This window comes from Streptomyces adelaidensis, from assembly GCF_016598475.1.
Taxonomy (GTDB): domain Bacteria; phylum Actinomycetota; class Actinomycetes; order Streptomycetales; family Streptomycetaceae; genus Streptomyces; species Streptomyces adelaidensis.
This window is the reverse complement of the sequence record NZ_JAEMUX010000070.1, coordinates 26,589-47,401: the sequence shown is the minus strand read 5'-3', so window position 1 is coordinate 47,401 and position 20,813 is coordinate 26,589. Positions and strand designations below refer to the sequence as shown.

Genomic DNA, 20,813 nt, shown 5'->3' with positions numbered 1-20,813 from the left:
CCCCCCCCGGGGGGGGGGGGGGGGGGGGCGGGCCCCCCGGCCCCCGGCTGGGGCCCGCCCCGAGAACAGCGGGAGTTACTGCTTGGGCAGCTCGACGCCGGTGGCCTTCGCGACGTCGGCGAGCATCTCCTCGGCCGCCTGGACGCCGATGCCGGACATCCAGGTCTCGTCCGGGACCTCGAAGACCTTGCCGTCCTTGACGGCGGGCAGGTCCTTCCACACGGGGTTGGCGGTGACCTGCTTCTGCTGGGTCTTGTCCGGGGTGTCGGCGGTGGTGACGAAGATCAGGTCGGCGTCGGCCTGGTCGATCTCCTCCGGGCTGACGTCCTTCATGGTCACGGCCGGGTCGTCGGAGATCTGCGACTTCGGGCGCTGGAAGCCGATGTCGTCGAGGACGACACCGCTGTAGGAGTTGGAGGCGTAGAGACGGGTCGGGCCGGCGACGAAGCGGACCACGGAGACGGTCGGCATGGCGCCGTCCTTCTTCTCGATGGCCGTGCCGAGCGCCTCGGCCTGCGTCTCGTACTCCTTCAGCTGGGCCACGGCCTCGTCCTCCAGGCCCAGCGCCTCGGCGTGGACCTCGAGGTTCTCCTTCCACACACCGCCGGTGGTCTCGGTGAACACGGTCGGGGCGATGGCGCTGAGCTTGTCGTAGACCTTCTCGTGGCGGACCTTGGAGGAGAGAATCAGGTCGGGCTTGAGGGAGGCGATCTTCTCCAGGTTCGGCTCCAGGAGCGGGCCGACGTCCGTGGTGTTCTTGAGGTCGCCCTCCAGGTAGGTCGGGAAGCCTCCCTCGGTCTTGAAGTGCGGGGCGACGGCGCCGACCGGGTCGATGCCGAGCAGGGTGACGTCGTCCAGCTCACCGGTGTCGAGGACGACGACCTTCTTGGGCTGCGACGGGATCTTGACGTCGCCCATCACGGTCTTGAGGGTGCGCGGGAACGCGGCGCTGTCGGCGCCGGCCTGAGCGGTGTCGCTCTCCTTCGTCGAGTCGTCGTTGCCGCAGGCGGCGAGGGCGCCCGTGCTGAGGACGACGGCGAGCAGCGCGGCGACGGGCCGGCCGAATCCGCGCAGGGGGGATCGCTTGAGCATGAGGGTGGTCTTTCTGTCGACGTACGGGTGTCCGGGTGAACCGGTTGTGCCTGGGTCCCAGGGAGACGACCGGATATGGGGGTTGAACGGTCAGGCGGTGGCGGGCGCGGCGGTGTGCCGTGCCGCACTGCCTTTCGGGACGACCAGCGGTGTGCCGGTCTCCGGGTCGGGGATGACCCGGCAGTCCACGTCGAAAACGGATCTGACCAGGTCCGCGTCGAGCACCTCGGCCGGTGGGCCGGCGGCGGCGAGGCGCCCGTCCTTGAGCACGACCATGTGGTCGGCGTAACGGGCGGCCTGTCCGAGGTCGTGCAGCACCATCACCACGGTGCGGCCGGCCTCGGCGTGCAGGGCGGCGACGAGGTCGAGGACGTCGAGTTGGTGCCGCAGGTCGAGGAAGGTGGTCGGTTCGTCGAGCAGGAGCAGTTCGGTGTCCTGCGCCAACGCCAGTGCGATCCAGGCGCGTTGGCGCTGTCCGCCGGAGAGCTGGTCGACGGGCTGGTCCCGCAGCCCCGTTGTACCGGTCCGCTCCAGCGCCTCGTCCACGGCTTTCTGGTCGGCCGCCGACCAGGGGCTCAGCAGCCGCTGGTGCGGGTACCGGCCCAGTCGTACGAGCGCCTCGACGGTGATCGCCTCCGGGGTGACCGGCTGCTGCGGCAGCAGACCCATCCGGAGGGCCAGCGACCGGGCGGACATGCCGTGGATGTCGGCGCCGTCGAGCGTGACCGTACCGGCGGCGGGCGCGAGCAGTCGGCTGAGCCCTCTCAACAGCGTTGACTTACCGCAGGCGTTGGGGCCCACGATGGCCGTCACGGCGCCGCCGGGGAGGGTCAGGTCGAGCCCGCCGACCACGAGCCGGTCGCCGTAGCGCAGGTCGAGGCCCTGCGTGGAGAGCTGGTTGGTGGTGGTCATGCGGGCTCCTGGGGGCGGGCGTGGGGTGGCGGTACGAGGGGGACGGCTGACGGTCGGGTGTGGTCTTCGGGCGCGGGTGAGTGGGGGCTGGTCGCGCAGTTCCCCGCGCCCCTCAAAGACCAGGCCTCACGGGGCTGAGGAGGACGGCTCTGCGGGCCGAAAAGCACGGGGCGAAGCCCCTGCTTCTCAGGGGCGCGGGGAACTGCGCGACCAGCCCCACCCACCCGCTCACGCGCCGCTCCCCCGCACCGGCGTGCTCTGCCGGAACATCAGCACCAGCAGCCAGGGCGCGCCGAGGGTGGCGGTGACAGCGCCGACCGGCAGGCCCTCGATCGGGAGGAGGTGCTGGACGACCAGGTCGGAGGCGAGGAGGAGGACGGCTCCGGTGAGGGCGGCCAGGGCGAGGGTCGCGGCGGTGGGCGGGCCGGTGAGGAAGCGCACGATGTGCGGCACGGCGAGGGCGACGAAGGTGACGGGGCCGGCGAGCGCGGCGGCCAGCGAGGCCAGGGTGACGGCGATGAGGAGGAGTTGGAGGCGGGCGGCGGAGGTGTTGAGGCCGAGGGCGCCGGCCGAGTCGTCGCCCAGGTCGAGCACGGCCAGCCGGCGGTTGGTGATCAGGGCGGCGGCGAGGGCGAGCAGCACGGCGGCGGCCCCGCCCCAGACCTCCGTCCAGGTGCGGCCGTACACCGATCCGGTCGTCCACTGGAGGGCCGAGCCCGCGAGTTCGGCCGGGAAGCGCACGATCATCAGGTTCACCGCGGCGGCGAGGCCCGCCTGGACGGCGAGACCGGTGAGGACGAGGCGGGTGACGGCGAGCCCGGAGCGCCAGGCGAACACGCCGAGCAGCAGGGCGGACAGCAGCCCGCCGGCCAACGCACCGATGGGGATCAGCAGTTGGGAGGCTCCGGCGGCCAGCAGGGCGACGGCGCCGAGCGAGGCGCCGCCCGTCACGCCCATCACGTCCGGGGAGGCGAGGGGGTTGCGGAAGAGCCGTTGCAGGACGCAGCCGGCCGCGCCGAGACCGGCCCCGGCCACGATGGCGGCGACGGCGCGCGGCGCGCGGAGCTCCTGCACCACCAGCACATCGCCCGGATCTCCGAACCCGGCCAGCGCGCGGAGCGCGACGGACGCGGGCATGCCCATCTCCCCCGTGGAGACGGCGACCGTGAGCAGGCCGAGCAGTACGAGGAGGCCGGTCGTGCCGTACGCGAGGAGGCTGCCGCGGCCGGTCGTACGGCGGGTGTCCCGTCCTGCGACCGCCTTGTACGTCAGCGTCATCGGGCGACCTTCCGGGCGAGCAGGGCCAGCAGGGGTGCGCCCAGGAAGGCGGTGACGATGCCGACTTCCAGTTCCGCCGGGCGGATGACGAGGCGGCCCGCGACGTCGGCGGTGAGCAGGAGGAGGGGGCCGGGGATGAGGCAGCCGGGGACCAGGAGGCGGTGGTCGCCGCCGAGGAGCGGGCGGACGAGGTGGGGTGCGGCGAGTCCGATGAAGGCGACGGGGCCGGCCACCGCCACCGCGGATCCGGCGAGCAGGACGACCGCGATGCCGCCGGCGAGCCGGATGCGGGTGACGGGTACGCCGAGCGCCTGGGCCGAATCGTCGCCGAGCGCGAGGGCGTTGAGGGCGGGCGATACGGCCAGGGCGAGCAGCAGGCCGACCACGAGGGTCGGCAGCACCGGCCACAGGGTGTCGAGTTGGCGTCCGGCGATGGAGCCGGCCAGCCAGAAACGCGCCTCGTCGAGGGTGCGCCGGCTGGCCAGCATCACCGCGGATGTCCAGGAGAGCAGCACGAGTTGGAGGACGGTGCCGCCGAGCGCGAGTCGCACCGGGTCGATGTCGCCGGCCCGGCGCGCCAGTGCCTGGGCGAAGACGGCGGCGCCGGCGGCACCCGCGAAGGCGAACCACACGTACTCGACGGGGTCCGTGAGTTTCAGCGCGAAGATGGCGACGACGACCGCGAAGCCCGCTCCGGCGTTGATTCCCAGGGTGGTTGGGGACGCGAGCGGATTGCGGGTGATCCCCTGCGCCACGGCGCCGGCCACGCCGAGCGCGGCACCGACGGCGAGGCCGATGACCGTGCGCGGCAGCCGAAGCCCCGTCACCACCAGTGCGTCCCGGCCCTCCGCGTGACCCGACAGCGCGTCGAGGACCGTGGACAGGGGCACGGAGCGGGCTCCGAGGGCGAGGCTCAGCGCGGCGCAGAGCGCCAGGGCGCCGATGCCGCCGAGGAAGAGGGGCAAGTGCCTCAGGGCACGCGGGGGTTCGCCAAACGGCGCGGCCCGTTCGGTCGCAGTCACGAAAAGTGAGCTTAGGTTAGGCATGCTTTAGTTTTCAACGGCTGTGTGTCCACTGTGACCCACACCGCCCTGGATCAACCGGTAAGTAACTTGGCTGGTCAACAACGCGACTCACCACTCGACACCCCGCCTGGTCGTCGGCACGCGATCTTGCAGCTAAGGTAAGCCTTACCTCCTTCTCTCGCCAAACCCCCTCACTCTCTGGAGTTACCGATGGCCGTGGCCCCCCTGGAGACCCCCCGGGCCGACACCGCCACGCCTGTCCCCGCCCTCCTCGCCGCCGCCTACCGCCGCCTGGACACGGTGTGCGAGGCACTGGCCGTACGCGTCGTGGAACCCGGCCGCGCGTCGACATCGTCAATCCAACTGGCCAACCGCACAGTGATATTGACGGAAAGTCAGGAGTCCATCGAGGCTTTCGTCGAGGCCGAGGCCGCCCGCATCCGGGACTTCCACGACCACACCGCGCCCCGCCATGTCGCCGCCTCCCGCGCCCTCCATGACTACGCGTGGTCGGTCGGCCTGCTGATGAGCGGCGTCTGGTACCTGGAGCGCCGCGTCCCCCGCATCGCCCCCGACGACATACGGGTCGACCTCGCGTCCGGCACGTACGAGATCAGCCCCGGCACCGACCTGGCCTGTCTGCCGGACGACGCGGCGGCGGCACTGCCGGGTGCACGGTCCGTACCCCACCAGGAGGGCCTGCGGGCCGAGTTGAGGAGTGCGGTCGCCGACCACATGGGCCCCGTACTGGACGCGATCGGCCCCTACGTCCGCCGGGGCTCGCGCGCCCTGTGGGGTCTGGTCTCCGACGACCTGGTCTCCGGCCTCTGGTACCTCGGCCGCATCCTCGGCGAGGAGCAGGCCGGCGTACGGGCGGCCTCGGAGGTCCTGCCCACCGCCCACGCCCCCTTCCCCGGCGGCGCCGACTTCCGCTCCCTCCGCACGAGCGACGGCCTCGAACACCCCACCCGAACCCGCCTCGGCTGCTGCCTCTACTACACGATCCGCCCGGCCGAGGCCTGCTCCACCTGCCCGCGCACATGTGACGCGGAGCGGTTGCTCCGCTTGGAGAACTGACTGCGCGTCGCCCACCGCACGCGATCAGCGGCCCCCCGCGACCACGGCGGCGGGGGCGTCATGCGGCCCGGCCAGGACCGAGCGTCTTCACCATGATGTGTTCCCTGCGCAGCCCGTCGGGCAGCACATCGCCGAGCCGCTCGGTGGCTTCGAATCCGTGCCGGCGGTAGAGCGCGATCGCATGCTCGTTGTCCGGTCTCACCGCGAGTTCCAAGGCCACCGCCCGCTCCCGCACGGCCCACTCGTGCACCGCCCGGACCAGCCGGTCCCCCACCCCCAGCCCACTGGTGGCCGCCAACGCGACGGCACTCGCCACCGCCCGCGCCCCGCACGCGGCCGGCGGCGCCTCGGCGCTGCTGGGCGCCACGCAGTTCGCACTGGCCGCCGTCGTGGCGCCGCCGGCCGGACTGGGCGGGGAGGGCACGGCGCTGCCGATGGCCGCGACCATGGTCGCCTCGGCCGCCGTGGCGTGCCTCGGTGGGCTGCTGCTCGCCCGGGGCGGCTGACGCCACTCGTCGCAGGCGACCGCAGTCTCCGAGCCGGTCAGTCCTTCCCCTCCGGGGTCGCCAAGGTCTCGCGCGCGTACTCGGCGAAGGCACGCGCCCGGTGGGTGGGGACGACGTTCGCGGCGTGGGCGACGACGACCCGGACCTCCTCCAGTGGGTCGCTGATCGGCACCGAGGCGAGGGGCAGGCCCTCGAAGCTCGCGTCGGTCGGCCAGCGCTGGATCAGCATGGAATAGCCGAGGCCCCGGGCGACCAGGCCGCGTACGGCCTCGATGCTGGAAGTGCGGTAGCGGACGGCGGCTTTGACACCGGCGGCGTGCAGCCAGCGGTCGGCGTTGGCCGGGGCGGGCGGGGACGCGTAGACGATCAGGGGCTCGTCGGCGAGTTCGGTCAGGGAGACGGCGTCGCGCCCGGCCAGGGGGTGGCCGGGCGGCAGGATCACGTACGGCTTGCGCGTCCGCACGGTCGTGCAGGTCAGGCCCGCCTCCGCGCCGGTCTCGTAGAGGAGGGCGAGGTCGCAGGTGCCGTCGAGGAGGGACTGGCGGATCTCCTCCTGGGAGCCGTCGACGAAATGGAGGTCGACGGCGGGGTGGAGCCGGGTGAAACCGTCGACGAGCGGCGGGACGAGGAACGGGGAGAGAGTGGCGTAGCACCCGATGGTGAGCCGGCCGGCCAGCTGCCCCTTCTCCGCCTTGGCGCCCGCCCGGAGATCCTCGGCCCGGGCGAGTACGGCCTGCGCGTGCGCCAGGACGCGGGTGCCGGCCTCGGTGAGGAAGACGCCCTTGGCCCGCCGCCGCACCAGCAGTTGCACGCCGAGCCGCCGCTCCAGGTCGGTGATCGCGGTGGAGATGCCCGCCTGGGAGGCGTGGCACTGGACGGCGGCCGCGCTCATGGAGCCCGTGTTGGCCACGGCCACGAAGTACTCCAGTTGCCGGAGCGAGAAATCAGCGGTCACGTTCGGCCTCTCACCTTGTACGGCTGCCACGCGTCAGTCGTGCGGCGCCTGCCCGCTCACCCGGTGGTCCGCGTGGCTGAGCGCCTCCACGACCAGGCGCCGCAGATGGCCGTCGCTGAGGCTGTAGTGGATGTGGCGTCCTTCTCGGCGGGTGTCCACGAGCCCGGCGAGCCGCAGCTTCGCCAGGTGCTGGCTGACCGCGGTGCGGGACGCCTCGCAGCGTTCGGCCAGCGTGCCGACGTCCGACTCGCCCTGGGCGAGGAGCCACAGCAGATGCAACCGGGTGACGTCGGAGAGCATCGCGAACACTCCGGTCGCCTCGGCGAGCCGTGCGCTGTCGGGGGCGCGCAGATGCGCACCGGACGCAGGTGACACGGCGTGGCGTTCAGACATGAGCCCAGCCTAGAGGCACCGGCCGGGGGTGCGGGAACCCGTCGCGGCCTCACCTCTAACCATCATGTGCGCATCTGCGCACATGATGGTTAGACTTGTGGGCACCGGCCCGCAGGGCCACACCGTCGAGCCGAGGGGAGCCACCCGGATGCTCGCCGTCCTGCGCCACCGCACCTACCGGCGTCTCTTCGCCGCCCAGGTCATCGCCCTGGCCGGAACAGGGCTCGCGACCGTCGCCCTCGGTCTGCTCGCGTACGACATCGCGGGTGCCGACGCGGGTTCCGTGCTCGGCACCGCGCTCGCGATCAAGATGGCGGCGTACGTGCTGATCGCCCCGGCCGTCGGCGCGATCGCCGGCCGGCTGCCGCGCCGGGCGCTCATGGTGACGGCAGACCTGATCCGGGCCGGGGTCGCCGTGTTCCTGCCGTTCGTGGGCGAGGTCTGGCAGGTGTACGTCCTGGTCTTCCTCCTCCAGTCCGCCTCGGCCGCGTTCACACCCACGTTCCAGGCCGTCATCCCCGATGTGCTGCCCGAGGAGCGCGACTACACGCGGGCGTTGTCGATGTCGCGGCTGGCGTACGACCTGGAGAGCCTGTTCTCCCCCGTGCTGGCGGCCGCGCTGCTGTCCGTCATCACCTACAACTGGCTGTTCACCGGCACCGTCCTCGGTTTCCTCGCCTCGGCCGCGCTCGTGGTCACCACCGCCCTGCCCGAGCGGGCCGCCCCCACCACCCCGTGCGGGGGTGGCGCGTACGCCAAGGCGACCGCCGGCACCCGCCTCCTGCTCGGCGTCCCCCGACTGCGGTCCCTGCTCGCGCTCGACCTCGCGGTCGCGGCGGCCGGTGCGATGGTGACCGTCAATTCCGTCGTCTACGTCCGCGAGGTGCTGGGGCTGTCGGCGGGCGCCCTGCCGCTGGCGCTCGGGGCGTACGGGGCCGGGTCGATGGTCGTGGCGCTGGCTCTGCCGCGTCTGCTGGACCGGGTGCCGGACCGGGCGGTGATGCTGCCGGGCGCGCTGTCGCTGGCCGTCGTCTTCGGCGCGCTCGGGGTGATCACGGGCGCGCAGGGCGGGAGTTGGCGGCTGCCCGCGCTGCTCGTCGTCTGGGCCGCGTTCGGTGCCGCGTGCTCGGCGGTGCTCACTCCGACCGGGCGGCTCATCCGCCGTTCGGTGCCGCCCGGGGAGCGTACGGCCGTGTTCGCCGCGCAGTTCTCCCTCTCGCACGGCTGCTGGCTGCTGACGTATCCGCTGGCCGGGTGGCTCGGGGCGGCGGCCGGGCTCGGCTGGGCGGTCCTCGCGCTGGGGGCGATCGCGCTGGGCGCCGCGCTGTCGGCCGTACGGCTGTGGCCGGCTCGGCCGACGGCCGATGTGCGCGCGGTCCTGGCGCGGCGAGGACCGGCTCGGTATCAGTCGATGCCGCCTCGGGCGATGTAGACGACGATGTCGTCGGCGTCGACGGCCTCGCGGTAGGCGCGGAACACGGCCAGTGCCTCGTCGCGGAGGACGTCGCTCACGACCTTGATGCCGCGGGCCTCGAACTGCTCGGCCCAGTCGTCGCCGAGCGGGCCCTCGTCGAACGTCGTGATCTCCTCCAGCTCGGGGCCCTCACCGGCGACGACGAGACCGCGTACTCCGGACCACATCGCGGCGCCGTAACACTGCACGCACGGACGCCAGTTGACGACCAGTTCGTGAGTGGGCAGGCCGTCGCCGCCCAGGTCCCAGCCGCCGGCCGCCCGCTGGGCGAGGCCGAGGGCGACGACCTCGGCGTGGGCGCTGGAGACGCCGGTGGTGAGGACGACGTTCACACCGACGGAGACGATCCGGCCGGTGTCCTGCTCGGCGACGACGGCCGCGAACGGGCCGCCGTCGCCCTCCCGCCAGTTGCGGTCCGCGAGCCGGTGCACGAGCCGCATACGGTCCTCGCGGTCGGGGACGACGGCGGGCACGTCGGCCAGCTCGTCGTCGATCCACGCCGGCAGGGCCACGCGGAATTCCTTCACAAGCTCGATCACGATCGGACGTCCTCTCGGTGGGCTCGGTCGGCGGCCAGGGCAGTGTGACGTGCCCAGTCTCACCCCACCGCCCACACCACGGTCACCGCACCCGTCGCAGTGACGTCGGCGGTGAACCGTCAGACGCTGAGCGCCGCCCGCACGGTCCGCTCGGCCCCCGTCCCTCCCTCACCCGAGGAGGTGACCCGGCCCGCTTCCAGTACGTAGTACCGCTGAGCCGCCCGCATCGCGAAGCCCACGTGCTGTTCGACGAGGAGGACGGAGAGACCGCCGCGGCGGGTCAGGGCGAGGACGGTCTCCTCGATCTCGGCGACGACGGAGGGCTGGATGCCCTCGGTGGGCTCGTCGAGCAGCAGGAGCTTCGGACGGGTGATCAGGGCGCGGGCGATGGCGAGTTGCTGACGCTGGCCGCCGGAGAGGAGCCCTGCCCGTCGACCGGACAGCTCCCGAAGGGCGGGGAACAGGTCCAGGGCCTCGGCGACGGCCTCCTTGCCGTCGGGCCGGCCGTCGGCGACGAGTCGCAGGTTCTCGGCGGTGGTGAGGTGCGGAAAGGACTGCTGGCCCTGGGGGACGTACGCCATGCCCCTGGCCACCCGCTGGTGCGGGGCGAGGTTCGTGATGTCCTCGCCGTTCAGCAGGACGCTCCCGCTCCGCGGCTTGAGCAGGCCCATCGCCGCGCGCAGGAGGGTGCTCTTGCCGGCGCCGTTGTGGCCGAGGACGGCTCCGACGCCGTCCTTCGGTACGGCGACGGTCACGCCGTGCAGCACGGTCGTCCGGTCGTAGCCGGCCTGGACGGAGTTGATCTCCAGCATGGGTGTCACGCCTCCTCGCCGACGGGTACGGCAGCGGCGGCCGGTTCGGCGGCGCGGATGGGCTCTGGCTCCGGTTCGGCGGCCCGGCCCAGGTACACCTCCTGGACCTTGGCGTCGGCCTGGACCTCGCTGACCGAGCCCTCGCTGAGGACCTTGCCTGCGTGCAGGACGGTGACGCTGCGGGCGAAGGAGCGCATGAAGTCCATGTCGTGCTCGATGACGACGACCGTGTGGTCCTCGCTGACGCGTCGCAGCAGCTCGCCGGTGGACTCGCGTTCGTCATGGCTCATACCGGCGACGGGCTCGTCGAGCAGCAGCAGCCTCACGTCCTGGACGAGCAGCATGCCGATCTCCAGCCACTGCTTCTGACCGTGCGCGAGGACGCCCGCCGGGCGGTCCCGCAGGTCGGTCAGCCCGGTGGTCTCCAGGGCCCTGTTCACCGGCTCGGGTATGCCCTTGCGGCGCCGGAGCATCGTCAGCGGGCCGCGTCCGGCGCCCGCCGCGATGTCCAGGTTCTGCAGGACGGTCAGCTCCTCGAAGACCGTGGCCGTCTGGAACGTACGGCCGATGCCCATGCGGGCGATCCGGTGGACGGGCCTGCCGATGAGCTCCTCGCCGCCGAAGCGCACCGACCCGGTGGACTTCACCAGTCCGGTGACCGCGTCGACGAGCGTCGTCTTGCCGGCGCCGTTCGGGCCGATGAGGAAGCGCAGGTCGCCGGGGCGGATGTCGAGGTCCACGCCGTCGACGGCCTTGAAGCCGTCGAACGTGACCCGCAGATCGCGGACCGTCAGTCCCTCGCCGCTCATGCCGTTCCTCCTGTCCGGGCCGAGGCCGGTGCCGGTGCCGGGGTCGGGGTGGGGGTGGGGATCGAGGTCGGGGTCGGGGTCGTCGGGGTACGGCGCTTGCGCACCACGCTCGCCAGGGAGGCCAGGCCGCCGGGCAGGAAGCCGACCGCCAGCACGAACAGCATGCCCTGGAGGTATGTCCACGCGGCCGGGAAGGCGTCGGAGAGCGTGCTCTGCGCCCAGGCCACCGCGATCGCGCCGAGTACGGCACCCACCAGGGAGGCCCGGCCGCCCACCGCCGCGCCGATGACGAAGCCGATGGACGGGACGACGCCGATCAGGGCCGGGGAGATGATCCCGACCGCCGGGACGAAGAGGGCACCCGCGAGGCCCGCCATGCCGGCGGCGACGACGTACGCGACGAGCTTGACGTCGGCCGGGTTGTAGCCGAGGAAACGGACGCGCTCCTCGGAGTCCCGTACGGCGACGAGGAGTTCGCCGTAGCGGCTGACGAACAGCTGACGGGCCGCGGCCATCAGCAGCAGGAGCACGGCGGCGATGATGAAGTACACCATCCGCTGGTTGACCGGGTCGTCGAGGTCGTAGCCGAAGAAGCCCTGCATGTCGGTGAGGCCGTTGGTGCCTCCGGTGGTGGCCTGCTGGCCGACGAGCCAGATGGCGAGGGCGGCGGCCAGCGCCTGGCTGAGGATCGCGAAGTACGCGCCCTTCACCCGGCGGCGGAAGACGAGGAAGCCGAGCAGCCCGGCGACCGCCATGGGCAGCAGGACGGTCATGGCGAGCGCGAAGACCGGGTTGGCGAACGGCTCCCACCACCAGGGCAGCGTGTCGCCGGTGCCGTACAGCTGCATGAAGTCGGGCAGCGGCTGGCCGGTCGCCGCGGCGTCGGTGAGCTTGAGGTGCATGGCCATGGCGTAGCCGCCGAGGCCGAAGAAGACGCCCTGGCCGAGGACGAGCAGCCCGCCGCGGCCCCAGGCGAGACTCACGCCGACCGCCACGATCGCGTAACACAGGTATTTGGCGAGGAGGTTGAGCCGGAAGTCGGAGAGGGCGAGCGGGGCGACGCCGATGAGCAGGACGGCGCCGAGGAGGAAGGCGCCGGGCACACGGAAGCGGTCCAGGACGGATGCCGACGGCTCTGCCGCGGGAGCAGTCTTCTCGGGAGAGGGCGTTGTCGTCGTCATGCCAGGCTCCTGGTGCGCAGTGTGTACAGGCCCTGGGGCCGCCATTGCAGGAAGGCGACGATCGCCACCAGCACGACGACCTTGGCGACGCTGACCGTCGTCGAGTACTCCAGCACGGACTGCAGGACGCCGAGTGCGAAGGCCGTGATGACGCTGCCCTTGAGCTGGCCGATCCCGCCGACGACCACGACCAGGAAGGCGTCGACGATGTAGTTGGTGCCCATCGTCGGGCCGATCGGGCCGACCAGCGTCAGCGCCACACCGGCCACGCCCGCGAGGCCCGAGCCGATGAAGAACGTCGTACGGTCCACCCGTTCGGTCGCGATGCCCGACACCTCCGCGAGGTCGCGGTTCTGGACGACCGCCCGGATACGGCGGCCGAGCGGCGTCAGGCGCAGGATCAGGGTGAGACCCAGGACGCACAGCAGGGCGAGGCCGAGGATGAACAGCCGGCTGTTCGCGAAGGTCATGCCGCCGCCGACCGAGATGTTGCCGGTCAGCAGGTCGGGGGCGCGGGCCTGGACGTTCGGGGCGCCGAAGACGTCGCGGGCCAGCTGCTGGAGCATCAGGGAGACGCCCCAGGTCACCAGCAGGGTGTCCAGAGGTCTCGTGTAGAGGCGCCGGATGAGCAGCAATTCGAGCAGTGCGCCCATCGCTCCCGCGACCAGGAAGGCCAGGGGGAGCGCCACGAGCAGGGAGGCGCCGGCGCTGCTGATGGACTTCTGCAGCACGTACGTCGTGTAGGCGCCGGCCATGATGAACTCGCCGTGCGCCATGTTGATCACGCCCATCTGACCGAAGGTCAGGGTCAGGCCGAGCGCGATCAGCAGGAGTACGGCACCGATGCTGATGCCGGTGAAGGACTGGTTGAGGATGACCGTCATTGAGCGGCTCCGGGTCGGGGGGACGGGGCGTTCGGGTGCGATGGTCTGCGTGGGCGGGGCCTTCTTTTCTCGCCCCCGCCGCCCCTACCCGTCCCATCCCGTTCCTGGGGGCCGCGCCCCCAGACCCCCGCTGAAAAATCAGCCCCTCCGGCGTTTGAGGAGCGGGGTCCGGGGCGGAGCCCCGGGGGTGGGACGGGTAGGGGCGGCGGGGGCGAGGAGACCTCAGGAGAGGCCGGCAGCCCAGTCGTAGCCCTTCAGGTACGGGTCGGGCTGAATCGGCTTGCCGGAGTTCCAGACCTCGGTGATCAGACCGTCCGAGCCGACCTTTCCGATACGCGCGGTCTTGTAGACGTGCTGGGTCGCGCCGTCGACGGTGACCTTCCCCTCGGGCGCGTCGAGCTCGATGCCGTCGGCCGCCTTCTTCACCTTCGCCGCCTCGAAGGACCCGGCCTTCTCGACCATCTCCTTCCAGAGGTGGACGGAGATGTAGGCGGCCTCCATCGGGTCACTCGTCGGCTTGTCCGCGCCGTACGCGGCCTGATACGCCTTCACGAACTTCTCGTTCGCCGCACCCGGAGTGGTCTCGTAGTAGTTCCAGGCCGTCAACTGGCCCTCCAGGTACTGCGTGCCGATGCTCTTGACCTCTTCCTCGGCGATCGACACGGACAGCACGGGCAGGCTCTTCGCGGTGAGTCCCGCGGACTTGTACTCCTTGAAGAAGGCCACGTTGCTGTCGCCGTTGAGGGTGTTGAACACGGCGTCCGCGCCGGCGTCCTTCACCTTGTTGACGATGGTGCTGAACTCGGTGGAGCCGAGCGGCGCGTAGTCCTCACCGACCACCTTCATGCCCTGGGCCTCGGCGTACGCCTTGATTATCTTGTTGGCGGTGCGCGGGAAGACGTAGTCGCTGCCGACCAGGTACAACCGGGTCAGGCCCTGCTTCTTGAGGTAGTCGAGGGCGGGGACGATCTGCTGGTTGGTGGTGGCGCCGATGTAGAAGATGTACGGGGACTGCTCCAGGCCCTCGTACTGCACGGGGTAGAAGAGGAGCGACTTGTAGCGCTCGAAGACCGGCTTGACGGCCTTGCGGCTGGCGGAGGTCCAGCAGCCGAAGGTGGCGATCACCTTGTCGTCGGTGATCAGGGCCTCCGCCTTCTCGGCGAAGGTCGGCCAGTCGGAGGCACCGTCCTGGCTGACGGGCTTCAGCTTCTTGCCGAGGACGCCGCCGGCGGCGTTGATCTCCTTGACCGCGAGCAGTAGCGCGTTGTGGACGGTGACCTCGCTGATGGCCATGGTGCCCGAGAGCGAGTTCAGCAGACCCACCTTGACGGTGTCGCCGGAGGTGTCCGCCTGGGCACCGGTGGACGTCGTGTCGCTGCCCGTCTTGGCGCCGCACGCGCTGAGGGCGGCGGTCGCGCCGACCGCCGAGGCGCCCGCGAGGAGACCGCGTCTGCTGATGCTGAGCCCGGACATGCAATACCTCCTTGCCCACAAGGGGCGTTGTGAAGAGGAGCGAAAGACTTGGGGTGGCCACTGAAGTGCGTCCACAGCCTGCGAGGAAACTGTTTCCCCTGTGTTTCGGCGCAATTGAAGAACAGTTTCCAGGGGAAGTATTTTCCATGGTCAATAAAATGGAAGGGGCCGCTGGCGACTCCCGTTTGACAGCCACTCAGCGAGGGCATTTATTACTTCCTGCAGAAAGGATGTGTTTCTGCTTCTCTGTCAGCAGCGCGGTGATCGAAGGTAGGCTCCGGGCATCCCCGTCGCGGGGACGTGCGAACGCGAGGTGAGGGAGAGCCATGGCGAGGCGGCCCGAGGAACTGCTGCACCTGCTGACCCGTGCCGAGCGCCTTTCCGTGCGCCGAGTCCAGTTGGTGCTCGACGAGTTCGACTGCTCGGTCGAGGCATGGCGGGTCCTCGATCTGCTCTCCGACGGGGAAGGGCACAACATGACGGCTCTCGCCGACCACGCCTTCCTGCCGGCGCCGAGCCTGACCAAGCTGATCGACCAACTCGTCGACCAGAACCTCGTGTTCCGCCGCGTCGATCCCGCCGACCGGCGCCGCGTCCTGGCTCATCTCACCCCGCGCGGCGTGGAGCGCCACCGGCTGCTCGCCCGCGAAGTGCGGGCCGACTGGGCCGAGTTGGAGCCGGTGACGGCCGGGGAGGACGGGCAGCGGCTGGCCCTCCTGCTGGACCGGCTGGCCCGGACCCTGGAGGGCGGAGCCGTCGACGGCCGGGCCGGGGTCAGCGCAGGTCGTGCGGAGCGCGCAGCTGGGCGATCACGTTGAAGTCGTAGCCGTCCGCCCGCGCCAGGTAGATGCGCTGGCGCACATGCCGCCCGTCCAGACTCAGCAGGCCGCGCGGCCCCTCGTACCAGACCCTGTCGGCTGCCGCCCCTATCGCGGCCACATCCAGGGCGCGGGCCCGTTCGATGAGTGCCGCGAGGAGCAGGACGCCCTCGTAGCAGGACTCGCCGAGACTGCCGGGCGTGGGTGCTTCGAGGCCGAAGCGGCCGGCGTACTGGCCGTGGAAGTCCAGGGTGCTCTGGTCGGCGAGCGAGGCGAAGAAGCCGGCTGTGCTGTAGAGGTCGAGGGTGGCCTCGGGGCCGCTGCCCATCAGCATGTTCTCGTCCATCAGCGTGCTCAGCCGCAGGCATCGCCGGTCGAGTCCGGAGGCGGCGAAGGCCCGGTTGAAGCGGACCGCGTCGCTGCCGACCAGGAGCATCAGGACGCCGTCGGCGTCCGCCCGCTCGATGCGCCGCAGCACGTCCTCGAAGCCGTCCGTGCCGTCGATGCCGTCGGTGCCGAGCGGCAGATACGCCTCGCCGCAGACCCGCCCCCGGCACTCGCGCGCGTAGCCGCGGGCGGCCCGGGCGGTGTGCCGGGGCCACACGTAGTTGTTGCCGACGACGAACCAGCGGCGCACGCCGCGCGACTCGGCGAGCAGCCGCATCGCGGGCAGCAGCTGCCACGAAGGCGTCTCACCGGCCATGAAGACGCCCTCGGTGCGCTCCCCGCCCTCGTAGAGCGCGGTGTAGACGTACGGCACCCGGTGGGCGATCCGCGGGGCCACCGCCTGCCGGACCGAGGAGATGTGCCAGCCGGTGACGCCCTGTACGGCGCCCGACGCGACCAGGGCCTCCACGTCCTCCGCGACCCGCCGCGGCTCGGCCCCGCCGTCGACCTCGATCAGCCGCAGCTCCTTGCCCAGCACTCCCCCGGCCTTGTTGACCTCCTCGGCCGCCAGCCGCGCGCACGCCCCGCAGGTGGGGCCGAAGATCCCGGCGGGGCCCTGCATCGGGTAGACGAGCGCCACGTTCAGGGTCGAGTCGTCGGCCGTGAACCACTCGGGTGTGTGGAGGCGGAGCGGTGGCCGGTTCATGGCCCCATGATGGCGTGATCGTCATCGGCGCCCCATGCGCGGTCCCGGATCGAGACCGATTCGTTCAGCCGGTCGTCCACTTCTCCTCGATACGTCCGAACCGCCACACCAGCAGGGCGACCGCCCAGGTGACGAAGAACAGCCCGACGACGACGTAGCCGACCGTGTTGAGGTCCAGGCCGGAGATCCAGTCCCAGAACGGGCCGTGCAGATCCGCCTGCTCGGCGACGAGGCCGAGGAGTTCGACCGTGCCGATGATCAGTGCGACGGCGACGGACAGACCGGTGATGGTGAGGTTGTAGTAGACCTTGCGGACCGGCTCGGAGAACGCCCAGCCGTATGCGAAGTTCATGAACGAGCCGTCGATCGTGTCGAGCAGTGACATCCCGGCCGCGAAGAGGACGGGCAGGCACAGGATCGCGTACCAGGGCAGTCCGGAGGCCGCGCCCGAGCCGGCCAGCACCAGGAGCGCGACCTCCGTCGCCGTGTCGAAGCCGAGGCCGAAGAGCAGGCCGACCGGGTACATCTGCCACGGCCGGCTGATCGACTTCATCAGCCGGCCGAGGAGCCGGTTCATGAGGCCCCGCTTGTTCAGCTGCTCCTCCAGGGCCGCCTCGTCGAAGGAGCCCGAGCGCATCGCGCGGAACACCTTCCAGATCCCCACCATGATCACCAGGTTGACGATCGCGATGGCGTACAGGAACGTCCCGGAGACCGTGGTGCCGATCCAGCCGGTGATGTCGTGCAGCCGGGAGCCGTCGTCGCGCACCGGCCCGGCGAGTGCCTTGACGCCGAGGGTGAGCAGGAAGGTGAGGGCGAAGACGATCGACGAGTGGCCGAGGGAGAACCAGAAGCCGACCGACAGCGGGCGCTGTCCCTCGCCCATCAGCTTGCGGGTGGTGTTGTCGATGGCCGCGATGTGGTCGGCGTCGAAGGCGTGCCGCATGCCCAGGGTGTAGGCGGTGACGCCCATGCCGATGCCGAAGGTCTTGCTGCCCAGGCTGTAGTGCTCGGGGGCGACGATCACGACCAGGGTGAACCAGCCGATGACGTGCAGCGCCAGGATGAACGCGGCCATCCCTCCCAGGTTCCCCCACTCCTTGCGCGTCATCGAGGCGCGGATCCGACGCCATGAGAAACCGCCCTGGTCGGTGGTGGCCGAGCGGGCGGTGTCGGGAACGGTGGCCATGGGTCGGGTGCCTTCTTCTCGTGCGGGGTGCGTGCCGCGCATGGCGCGTGCGTTCCGGTCCCCTTCAGCCTTGTGCGGTGGGTGTGTAGCTGCAACTACGTCGCAGTAAAGCTCGTGCCACGTTTCGGTCAGCTGTGGGTCCCTGGGCAGGACTGGGTACCGGGCGCCCGCGAACTGAGTACGCGTGCTCAAGCCGGCTGCTACGCACCCGCCGATGATGAAGATCACACCATGGAGACCGGGGGATCCACATGCTCAGCCGAATCGCCGATGTCCTGGTGCCCCTCGTCGGACGGCTCACGGTGACCGCCGAGGCCGACACCGAGCTGGCACCGGGCAGCATCATCGCCGCGAACCACACCTCGCTCGCCGACCCCCTCGTCGTCGCCGCTGCGCTGCGCCACTTCGGTGTGCGGCCGGTCGCCATGGCGGCGGCCGGACTGTGGCGCGTGCCGCTGCTCGGGCGCGCGCTCGTCCGCGAAGGGCACATCCCCGTGTATCGCGGGGACCGGCGCGCCGCCCAGGCGCTCGATCTCGCCGCGGCCGCCCTGGAGGAGGGCCGGCTGGTCCTCATCTACGCCGAAGGCGGCATCCCGCTCCGCAGGGATGCCGCCGAGGCCGCGCCCGATGTCTTCCGCAGCGGTCTGGCCCGGCTCGCCGAGCGCACCGGCGCCCCTGTCGTCCCGGTCGGCCAGGCCGGGGCGCGCCGGGTGACCTCGGGGAACGCGGCCAAGCAGCTCGCCGGGCTGGCGACCGCGCCGCTGCGCCGGCCGGTCCTGCACGTCCACGTGGGAGCACCGCTCACCCTGACCGGCGACAGTGCGGCACGCACGTCGCAGGCGCACGTCGCGGTGACGGCAGCCTGGCGGACGGCCGCCGCCCACCTCGGCGAGCCCGCCGCACTCGCCGCCTGACCCTCCTCAGGGCGTGTCAGGCGGTCCCGCCCCTGCGGCTCCTGAGCCACCACGCTCCGGCACCGAGGACGAGGACGGCCGCGCCGATGCCGAGGGGTACGGCGAGGGGCAGGCCGTCGTCGCCGTCCGTACTGTCGGCCGCGGCCTCCGCGGAGGGAGCCGGTGATTCGGTGGTCGGGTCTGCCGACGGGGCGGCCGTCGTGGGCTCCGACGAAGGGCTGGGGGTGGGGCTCACCAGTTCCGCGCCGGGAGCGGCGGCCAACAGGTCGAGGCTGGGCGCGGGGTGACCGTGGCCGTGACCGTCACCGCCCTCCTCCTCTGCCAGCTCGATCCAGCGGTCCACGTTGCCGTCGCTGTAGGACTGCAGCGTCTTGAAGACCAGCGACTTCACGTCGGGCAACTGCCGTACGGTGACGACGTACTCGGCGTCCTCCCCCACCGGAAGCTTCTCCCCGGAGACGGTGTAGCCCCGGTCGGTAGGGGCGAACTTCCAGCCGTCGGGGCCCTTTTCGTAGGTGATGTCGGCCGGGGTGATGCCCTTGGGCAGGATCACCTCCAGCTCGGTGATGCCGGCGGAGGCGGACTCCGACTCCGCGGAGAAGGTCAGCTCCACGTTCTGGTCGAGGGCCCGGGCGCCTTCCGCCTCGACCTCCGTGTGGGCCGCGGCGGGTGCCGCGGTGGCGACGGTGAGCGCCAACGCGACGGTGGTGAGGATGCCGAGACGGCGGGTGCAGGGTGCCAAGGTCGGGCGGTGCACAGCTGACTCCCTTTTACCGATGGTGTGAAGAGTGCATTCAAGCGCAGGACGGAGGCCGGGCCAAGGGCGGCCGGGCCCTGCCGAAAGGGCAGTCGGGCCCCGCCGGAAGGACCGTCACACCGGCAGAGCGACGTGCTGCGCGGCGGAGCTGCCGTCGTGACCGGGGCAAGGCCGTCCGTTCTCCCTGGTGGTGCGTGCCGCGTGTGACTGCGGGGGCGTGCGCCGGGGTGTGCTGTTCACCACCGCTTTCGCGCCCCCGTCTCCGCTTGTCAGCGCCCTTGCGCGGGCACTACTGTCACCACGCCTTGGTGAACGGGAAATCCGGTGTGATGCCGGTGCGGCCCTCGCCACTGTGATCGGGAAGTCCGGCTCCAGTCCTCACGGACAGCCACTGGGTCCTCGGACCCGGGAAGGCGGAGCACGGGCGGTGTCACCCGTCAGCCAGGAGACCGGCCAGGGCGCGTCAACCATCCACGAGGTGCTGGAGAGGGTCTGCGGAGCCATGCACATAGCCGAGGGTTTCCTTCCTCCGGCGCACGCGATCGCCTGGAGCGTCGCGTCCGCGCCATTCGTCGTCCACGGAGTACGTTCACTCACCCGTGAGGTCAGGGAGCACCCCGAGAGCACGCTGCTGCTCGGTGCCTCGGGGGCCTTCACCTTCGTTCTGTCCGCGCTGAAGCTGCCGTCGGTGACCGGGAGTTGTTCCCACCCCACCGGCACAGGGCTGGGCGCCATCCTGTTCCGGCCGCCGATCATGGCGGTGCTGGGCACCATCACCCTGCTCTTCCAGGCCCTGTTGCTCGCGCATGGCGGCCTGACCACGCTCGGCGCCAACGTCTTCTCGATGGCGATCGTCGGACCGTGGGCGGGATACGCCGTCTACCGCCTGCTCCGGCGTTTCGGTGTGCCACTGATGGTCACGGTGTTCTTCGGCGCGTTCGTCGCCGACCTGTCCACCTACTGCGTCACCAGCGTGCAGCTGGCGCTCGCGTTCCCCGACCCGAGCAGCGGCTTCCTGGGCGCGCTCGGCAAGTTCGGCTCCATCTTCGCCGTCACCCAGCTCCCGCTCGCAGTGAGCGAGGGGCTCCTCACGGTCCTGGTCATGCGTCTGCTGGTGCAGTCGAGCAAGGGCGAACTGACCCGGCTCGGTGTGCTCCTGAGCGGCAAGCAGAACCGGACCGAGACCGAGACCGAGGTGGTGGCCCGATGAACCGGAACACGAAGATCAACGCCCTGCTGCTGCTCGTCGTGGCCGCGCTCGCCGTACTGCCGCTGGCCCTCGGCCTCGGCGACCACAAGGAGGAGCCCTTCACGGGCGCCGACGGCGAGGCGGAGACCGCGATCACCGAGATCGAACCGGACTACAAGCCGTGGTTCTCGCCCCTGTACGAGCCGCCGTCCGGCGAGATCGAGTCGGCGCTGTTCTCCCTCCAGGCCGCGCTCGGCGCGGGTGTCCTCGCCTACTACTTCGGTATCCACCGGGGTCGGCGCCAGGGTGAGGAGCGGGCGCGCGCGCAGTTGGACGCGGCCGGGAAGACCGCGCCGGACACTGTGACCAGGGCGGCTTCCGCCGGTGGCGAAGGCTCACCCGAGGACGCCGGGCAGTCCACCACCGGCCGGGTCTGAGCCCCC

The 20,813-nt window shown here is 71.4% G+C and carries 23 protein-coding genes and 1 riboswitch; of the genes, 7 read left to right on the top strand and 16 right to left on the bottom strand.

Annotated features, from left to right (window positions below):
* Positions 1-75 precede the first annotated feature (75 nt).
* From I8N67_RS31020 to I8N67_RS31005, 4 genes are all read right to left on the bottom strand, one after another.
* Complete coding sequence (locus I8N67_RS31020) at positions 76-1,092, bottom strand: ABC transporter substrate-binding protein (RefSeq protein ID WP_200307555.1); 1,017 nt, start codon at positions 1,090-1,092, stop codon at positions 76-78.
* A 90-nt stretch (positions 1,093-1,182) separates the two neighbouring features.
* Entirely contained in the window at positions 1,183-2,004 is an 822-nt protein-coding gene (locus I8N67_RS31015; RefSeq protein ID WP_200307554.1) for an ABC transporter ATP-binding protein, read from the bottom strand.
* A 228-nt stretch (positions 2,005-2,232) separates the two neighbouring features.
* Entirely contained in the window at positions 2,233-3,282 is a 1,050-nt protein-coding gene (locus I8N67_RS31010; RefSeq protein WP_200307553.1) for a FecCD family ABC transporter permease, read from the bottom strand.
* Entirely contained in the window at positions 3,279-4,247 is a 969-nt protein-coding gene (locus tag I8N67_RS31005; RefSeq protein ID WP_234046575.1) for a FecCD family ABC transporter permease, read from the bottom strand. Before I8N67_RS31005 ends, I8N67_RS31010 begins: the two co-directional genes overlap by 4 nt.
* Before the next feature lie 270 nt (positions 4,248-4,517).
* On the opposite strand from I8N67_RS31005, the gene I8N67_RS31000 reads away from it, so the two are divergent.
* Complete coding sequence (locus I8N67_RS31000) at positions 4,518-5,384, top strand: (2Fe-2S)-binding protein (protein ID WP_200307551.1); 867 nt, start codon at positions 4,518-4,520, stop codon at positions 5,382-5,384.
* A gap of 58 nt (positions 5,385-5,442) precedes the next feature.
* Here I8N67_RS31000 and I8N67_RS30995 read toward each other — a convergent pair whose 3' ends face one another.
* Positions 5,443-5,682: a GNAT family N-acetyltransferase gene (locus tag I8N67_RS30995; protein ID WP_234046574.1), complete on the bottom strand. Its 240-nt coding sequence runs from the start codon at positions 5,680-5,682 to the stop codon at positions 5,443-5,445.
* Between I8N67_RS30995 and I8N67_RS30990 the strand changes: the two genes are divergently transcribed.
* Complete coding sequence (locus I8N67_RS30990; protein ID WP_200307562.1) at positions 5,672-5,890, top strand: hypothetical protein; 219 nt, start codon at positions 5,672-5,674, stop codon at positions 5,888-5,890. The genes I8N67_RS30995 and I8N67_RS30990 overlap by 11 nt on opposite strands.
* Before the next feature lie 37 nt (positions 5,891-5,927).
* On the opposite strand, the gene I8N67_RS30985 is transcribed toward I8N67_RS30990, so the two are convergent.
* Both I8N67_RS30985 and I8N67_RS30980 read right to left on the bottom strand, forming a co-directional pair.
* Positions 5,928-6,845, bottom strand: a complete 918-nt coding sequence (locus I8N67_RS30985; RefSeq protein ID WP_200307549.1) for a LysR family transcriptional regulator — start codon at positions 6,843-6,845, stop codon at positions 5,928-5,930.
* 33 nt (positions 6,846-6,878) lie between these two features.
* Entirely contained in the window at positions 6,879-7,238 is a 360-nt protein-coding gene (locus I8N67_RS30980) for an ArsR/SmtB family transcription factor (protein WP_200307548.1), read from the bottom strand.
* A 148-nt stretch (positions 7,239-7,386) separates the two neighbouring features.
* Between I8N67_RS30980 and I8N67_RS30975 the strand changes: the two genes are divergently transcribed.
* A complete protein-coding gene (locus tag I8N67_RS30975; protein ID WP_200307560.1) occupies positions 7,387-8,670 on the top strand; it encodes an MFS transporter in 1,284 nt (427 codons plus the stop codon).
* Here the strand turns inward: I8N67_RS30975 and I8N67_RS30970 are convergent.
* The 6 genes from I8N67_RS30970 to urtA form a co-directional block, all read right to left on the bottom strand.
* Complete coding sequence (locus I8N67_RS30970; protein ID WP_200307547.1) at positions 8,643-9,251, bottom strand: tRNA-specific adenosine deaminase; 609 nt, start codon at positions 9,249-9,251, stop codon at positions 8,643-8,645. The two genes, I8N67_RS30975 and I8N67_RS30970, sit on opposite strands and share 28 nt — an antisense overlap.
* A 119-nt stretch (positions 9,252-9,370) precedes the next feature.
* Entirely contained in the window at positions 9,371-10,063 is a 693-nt protein-coding gene (gene urtE / locus I8N67_RS30965) for an urea ABC transporter ATP-binding subunit UrtE (RefSeq protein WP_200307546.1), read from the bottom strand.
* A gap of 5 nt (positions 10,064-10,068) precedes the next feature.
* On the bottom strand, positions 10,069-10,872 hold the full coding sequence (gene urtD / locus I8N67_RS30960; RefSeq protein WP_200307545.1) for an urea ABC transporter ATP-binding protein UrtD: 804 nt from the start codon (positions 10,870-10,872) through the stop codon (positions 10,069-10,071).
* Positions 10,869-12,053, bottom strand: coding sequence for an urea ABC transporter permease subunit UrtC (urtC, locus tag I8N67_RS30955; RefSeq protein WP_234046573.1), 1,185 nt, complete (start codon positions 12,051-12,053; stop codon positions 10,869-10,871). The genes urtD and urtC overlap by 4 nt, the downstream gene beginning before the upstream one ends.
* A complete protein-coding gene (gene urtB / locus I8N67_RS30950; protein WP_200307544.1) occupies positions 12,050-12,937 on the bottom strand; it encodes an urea ABC transporter permease subunit UrtB in 888 nt (295 codons plus the stop codon). Before urtB ends, urtC begins: the two co-directional genes overlap by 4 nt.
* A 222-nt stretch (positions 12,938-13,159) precedes the next feature.
* The gene (gene urtA, locus I8N67_RS30945) at positions 13,160-14,410 is read right to left on the bottom strand and encodes an urea ABC transporter substrate-binding protein (RefSeq protein ID WP_200307543.1); all 1,251 of its coding nucleotides are present in this window, start codon (positions 14,408-14,410) and stop codon (positions 13,160-13,162) included.
* A gap of 326 nt (positions 14,411-14,736) precedes the next feature.
* On the opposite strand from urtA, the gene I8N67_RS30940 reads away from it, so the two are divergent.
* Positions 14,737-15,228 (top strand): MarR family winged helix-turn-helix transcriptional regulator, encoded by a 492-nt coding sequence (locus I8N67_RS30940; protein WP_200307542.1) that lies wholly within the window; start codon positions 14,737-14,739, stop codon positions 15,226-15,228.
* Here the strand turns inward: I8N67_RS30940 and I8N67_RS30935 are convergent.
* On the bottom strand, positions 15,185-16,321 hold the full coding sequence (locus I8N67_RS30935; protein ID WP_200307541.1) for a substrate-binding domain-containing protein: 1,137 nt from the start codon (positions 16,319-16,321) through the stop codon (positions 15,185-15,187). The two genes, I8N67_RS30940 and I8N67_RS30935, sit on opposite strands and share 44 nt — an antisense overlap.
* Before the next feature lie 64 nt (positions 16,322-16,385).
* On the bottom strand, positions 16,386-17,510 hold the full coding sequence (gene nicT / locus I8N67_RS30930) for a Nickel transporter NicT (RefSeq protein ID WP_200307540.1): 1,125 nt from the start codon (positions 17,508-17,510) through the stop codon (positions 16,386-16,388).
* A gap of 251 nt (positions 17,511-17,761) precedes the next feature.
* Here nicT and I8N67_RS30925 point away from each other — a divergent pair, with 251 nt between their 5' ends.
* The gene (locus I8N67_RS30925; RefSeq protein ID WP_200307539.1) at positions 17,762-18,424 is read left to right on the top strand and encodes a lysophospholipid acyltransferase family protein; all 663 of its coding nucleotides are present in this window, start codon (positions 17,762-17,764) and stop codon (positions 18,422-18,424) included.
* Positions 18,425-18,440: 16 nt separating this feature from the next.
* Here I8N67_RS30925 and I8N67_RS30920 read toward each other — a convergent pair whose 3' ends face one another.
* The gene (locus I8N67_RS30920) at positions 18,441-19,181 is read right to left on the bottom strand and encodes a DUF1775 domain-containing protein (protein WP_200307538.1); all 741 of its coding nucleotides are present in this window, start codon (positions 19,179-19,181) and stop codon (positions 18,441-18,443) included.
* A gap of 289 nt (positions 19,182-19,470) precedes the next feature.
* Positions 19,471-19,653: riboswitch (cobalamin riboswitch) on the top strand.
* A gap of 30 nt (positions 19,654-19,683) precedes the next feature.
* Between I8N67_RS30920 and I8N67_RS30915 the strand changes: the two genes are divergently transcribed.
* Both I8N67_RS30915 and I8N67_RS30910 read left to right on the top strand, forming a co-directional pair.
* Positions 19,684-20,391, top strand: a complete 708-nt coding sequence (locus I8N67_RS30915; RefSeq protein ID WP_200307559.1) for an energy-coupling factor ABC transporter permease — start codon at positions 19,684-19,686, stop codon at positions 20,389-20,391.
* A complete protein-coding gene (locus I8N67_RS30910) occupies positions 20,388-20,807 on the top strand; it encodes an energy-coupling factor ABC transporter substrate-binding protein (RefSeq protein ID WP_234046572.1) in 420 nt (139 codons plus the stop codon). Before I8N67_RS30915 ends, I8N67_RS30910 begins: the two co-directional genes overlap by 4 nt.
* Positions 20,808-20,813: the final 6 nt, after the last annotated feature.

Bases quoted from the DNA above. Each gene is read 5' to 3' on its own strand.
- I8N67_RS31010 (WP_200307553.1), bottom strand. From the start codon at position 3,282: ATGACGCTGACGTACAAGGCGGTCGCAGGACGGGACACCCGCCGTACG.
- urtD (WP_200307545.1), bottom strand. From the start codon at position 10,872: ATGAGCGGCGAGGGACTGACGGTCCGCGATCTGCGGGTCACGTTCGAC.
- I8N67_RS31015 (WP_200307554.1), bottom strand. From the start codon at position 2,004: ATGACCACCACCAACCAGCTCTCCACGCAGGGCCTCGACCTGCGCTAC.
- urtC (WP_234046573.1), bottom strand. From the start codon at position 12,053: ATGACGACGACAACGCCCTCTCCCGAGAAGACTGCTCCCGCGGCAGAG.
- urtB (WP_200307544.1), bottom strand. From the start codon at position 12,937: ATGACGGTCATCCTCAACCAGTCCTTCACCGGCATCAGCATCGGTGCC.
- I8N67_RS30935 (WP_200307541.1), bottom strand. From the start codon at position 16,321: ATGAACCGGCCACCGCTCCGCCTCCACACACCCGAGTGGTTCACGGCC.
- I8N67_RS30980 (WP_200307548.1), bottom strand. From the start codon at position 7,238: ATGTCTGAACGCCACGCCGTGTCACCTGCGTCCGGTGCGCATCTGCGC.
- I8N67_RS30975 (WP_200307560.1), top strand. From the start codon at position 7,387: ATGCTCGCCGTCCTGCGCCACCGCACCTACCGGCGTCTCTTCGCCGCC.
- urtE (WP_200307546.1), bottom strand. From the start codon at position 10,063: ATGCTGGAGATCAACTCCGTCCAGGCCGGCTACGACCGGACGACCGTG.
- nicT (WP_200307540.1), bottom strand. From the start codon at position 17,510: ATGGCCACCGTTCCCGACACCGCCCGCTCGGCCACCACCGACCAGGGC.
- I8N67_RS30915 (WP_200307559.1), top strand. From the start codon at position 19,684: ATGCACATAGCCGAGGGTTTCCTTCCTCCGGCGCACGCGATCGCCTGG.
- I8N67_RS31000 (WP_200307551.1), top strand. From the start codon at position 4,518: ATGGCCGTGGCCCCCCTGGAGACCCCCCGGGCCGACACCGCCACGCCT.
- I8N67_RS30925 (WP_200307539.1), top strand. From the start codon at position 17,762: ATGCTCAGCCGAATCGCCGATGTCCTGGTGCCCCTCGTCGGACGGCTC.
- I8N67_RS31020 (WP_200307555.1), bottom strand. From the start codon at position 1,092: ATGCTCAAGCGATCCCCCCTGCGCGGATTCGGCCGGCCCGTCGCCGCG.
- I8N67_RS30910 (WP_234046572.1), top strand. From the start codon at position 20,388: ATGAACCGGAACACGAAGATCAACGCCCTGCTGCTGCTCGTCGTGGCC.
- I8N67_RS30940 (WP_200307542.1), top strand. From the start codon at position 14,737: ATGGCGAGGCGGCCCGAGGAACTGCTGCACCTGCTGACCCGTGCCGAG.
- urtA (WP_200307543.1), bottom strand. From the start codon at position 14,410: ATGTCCGGGCTCAGCATCAGCAGACGCGGTCTCCTCGCGGGCGCCTCG.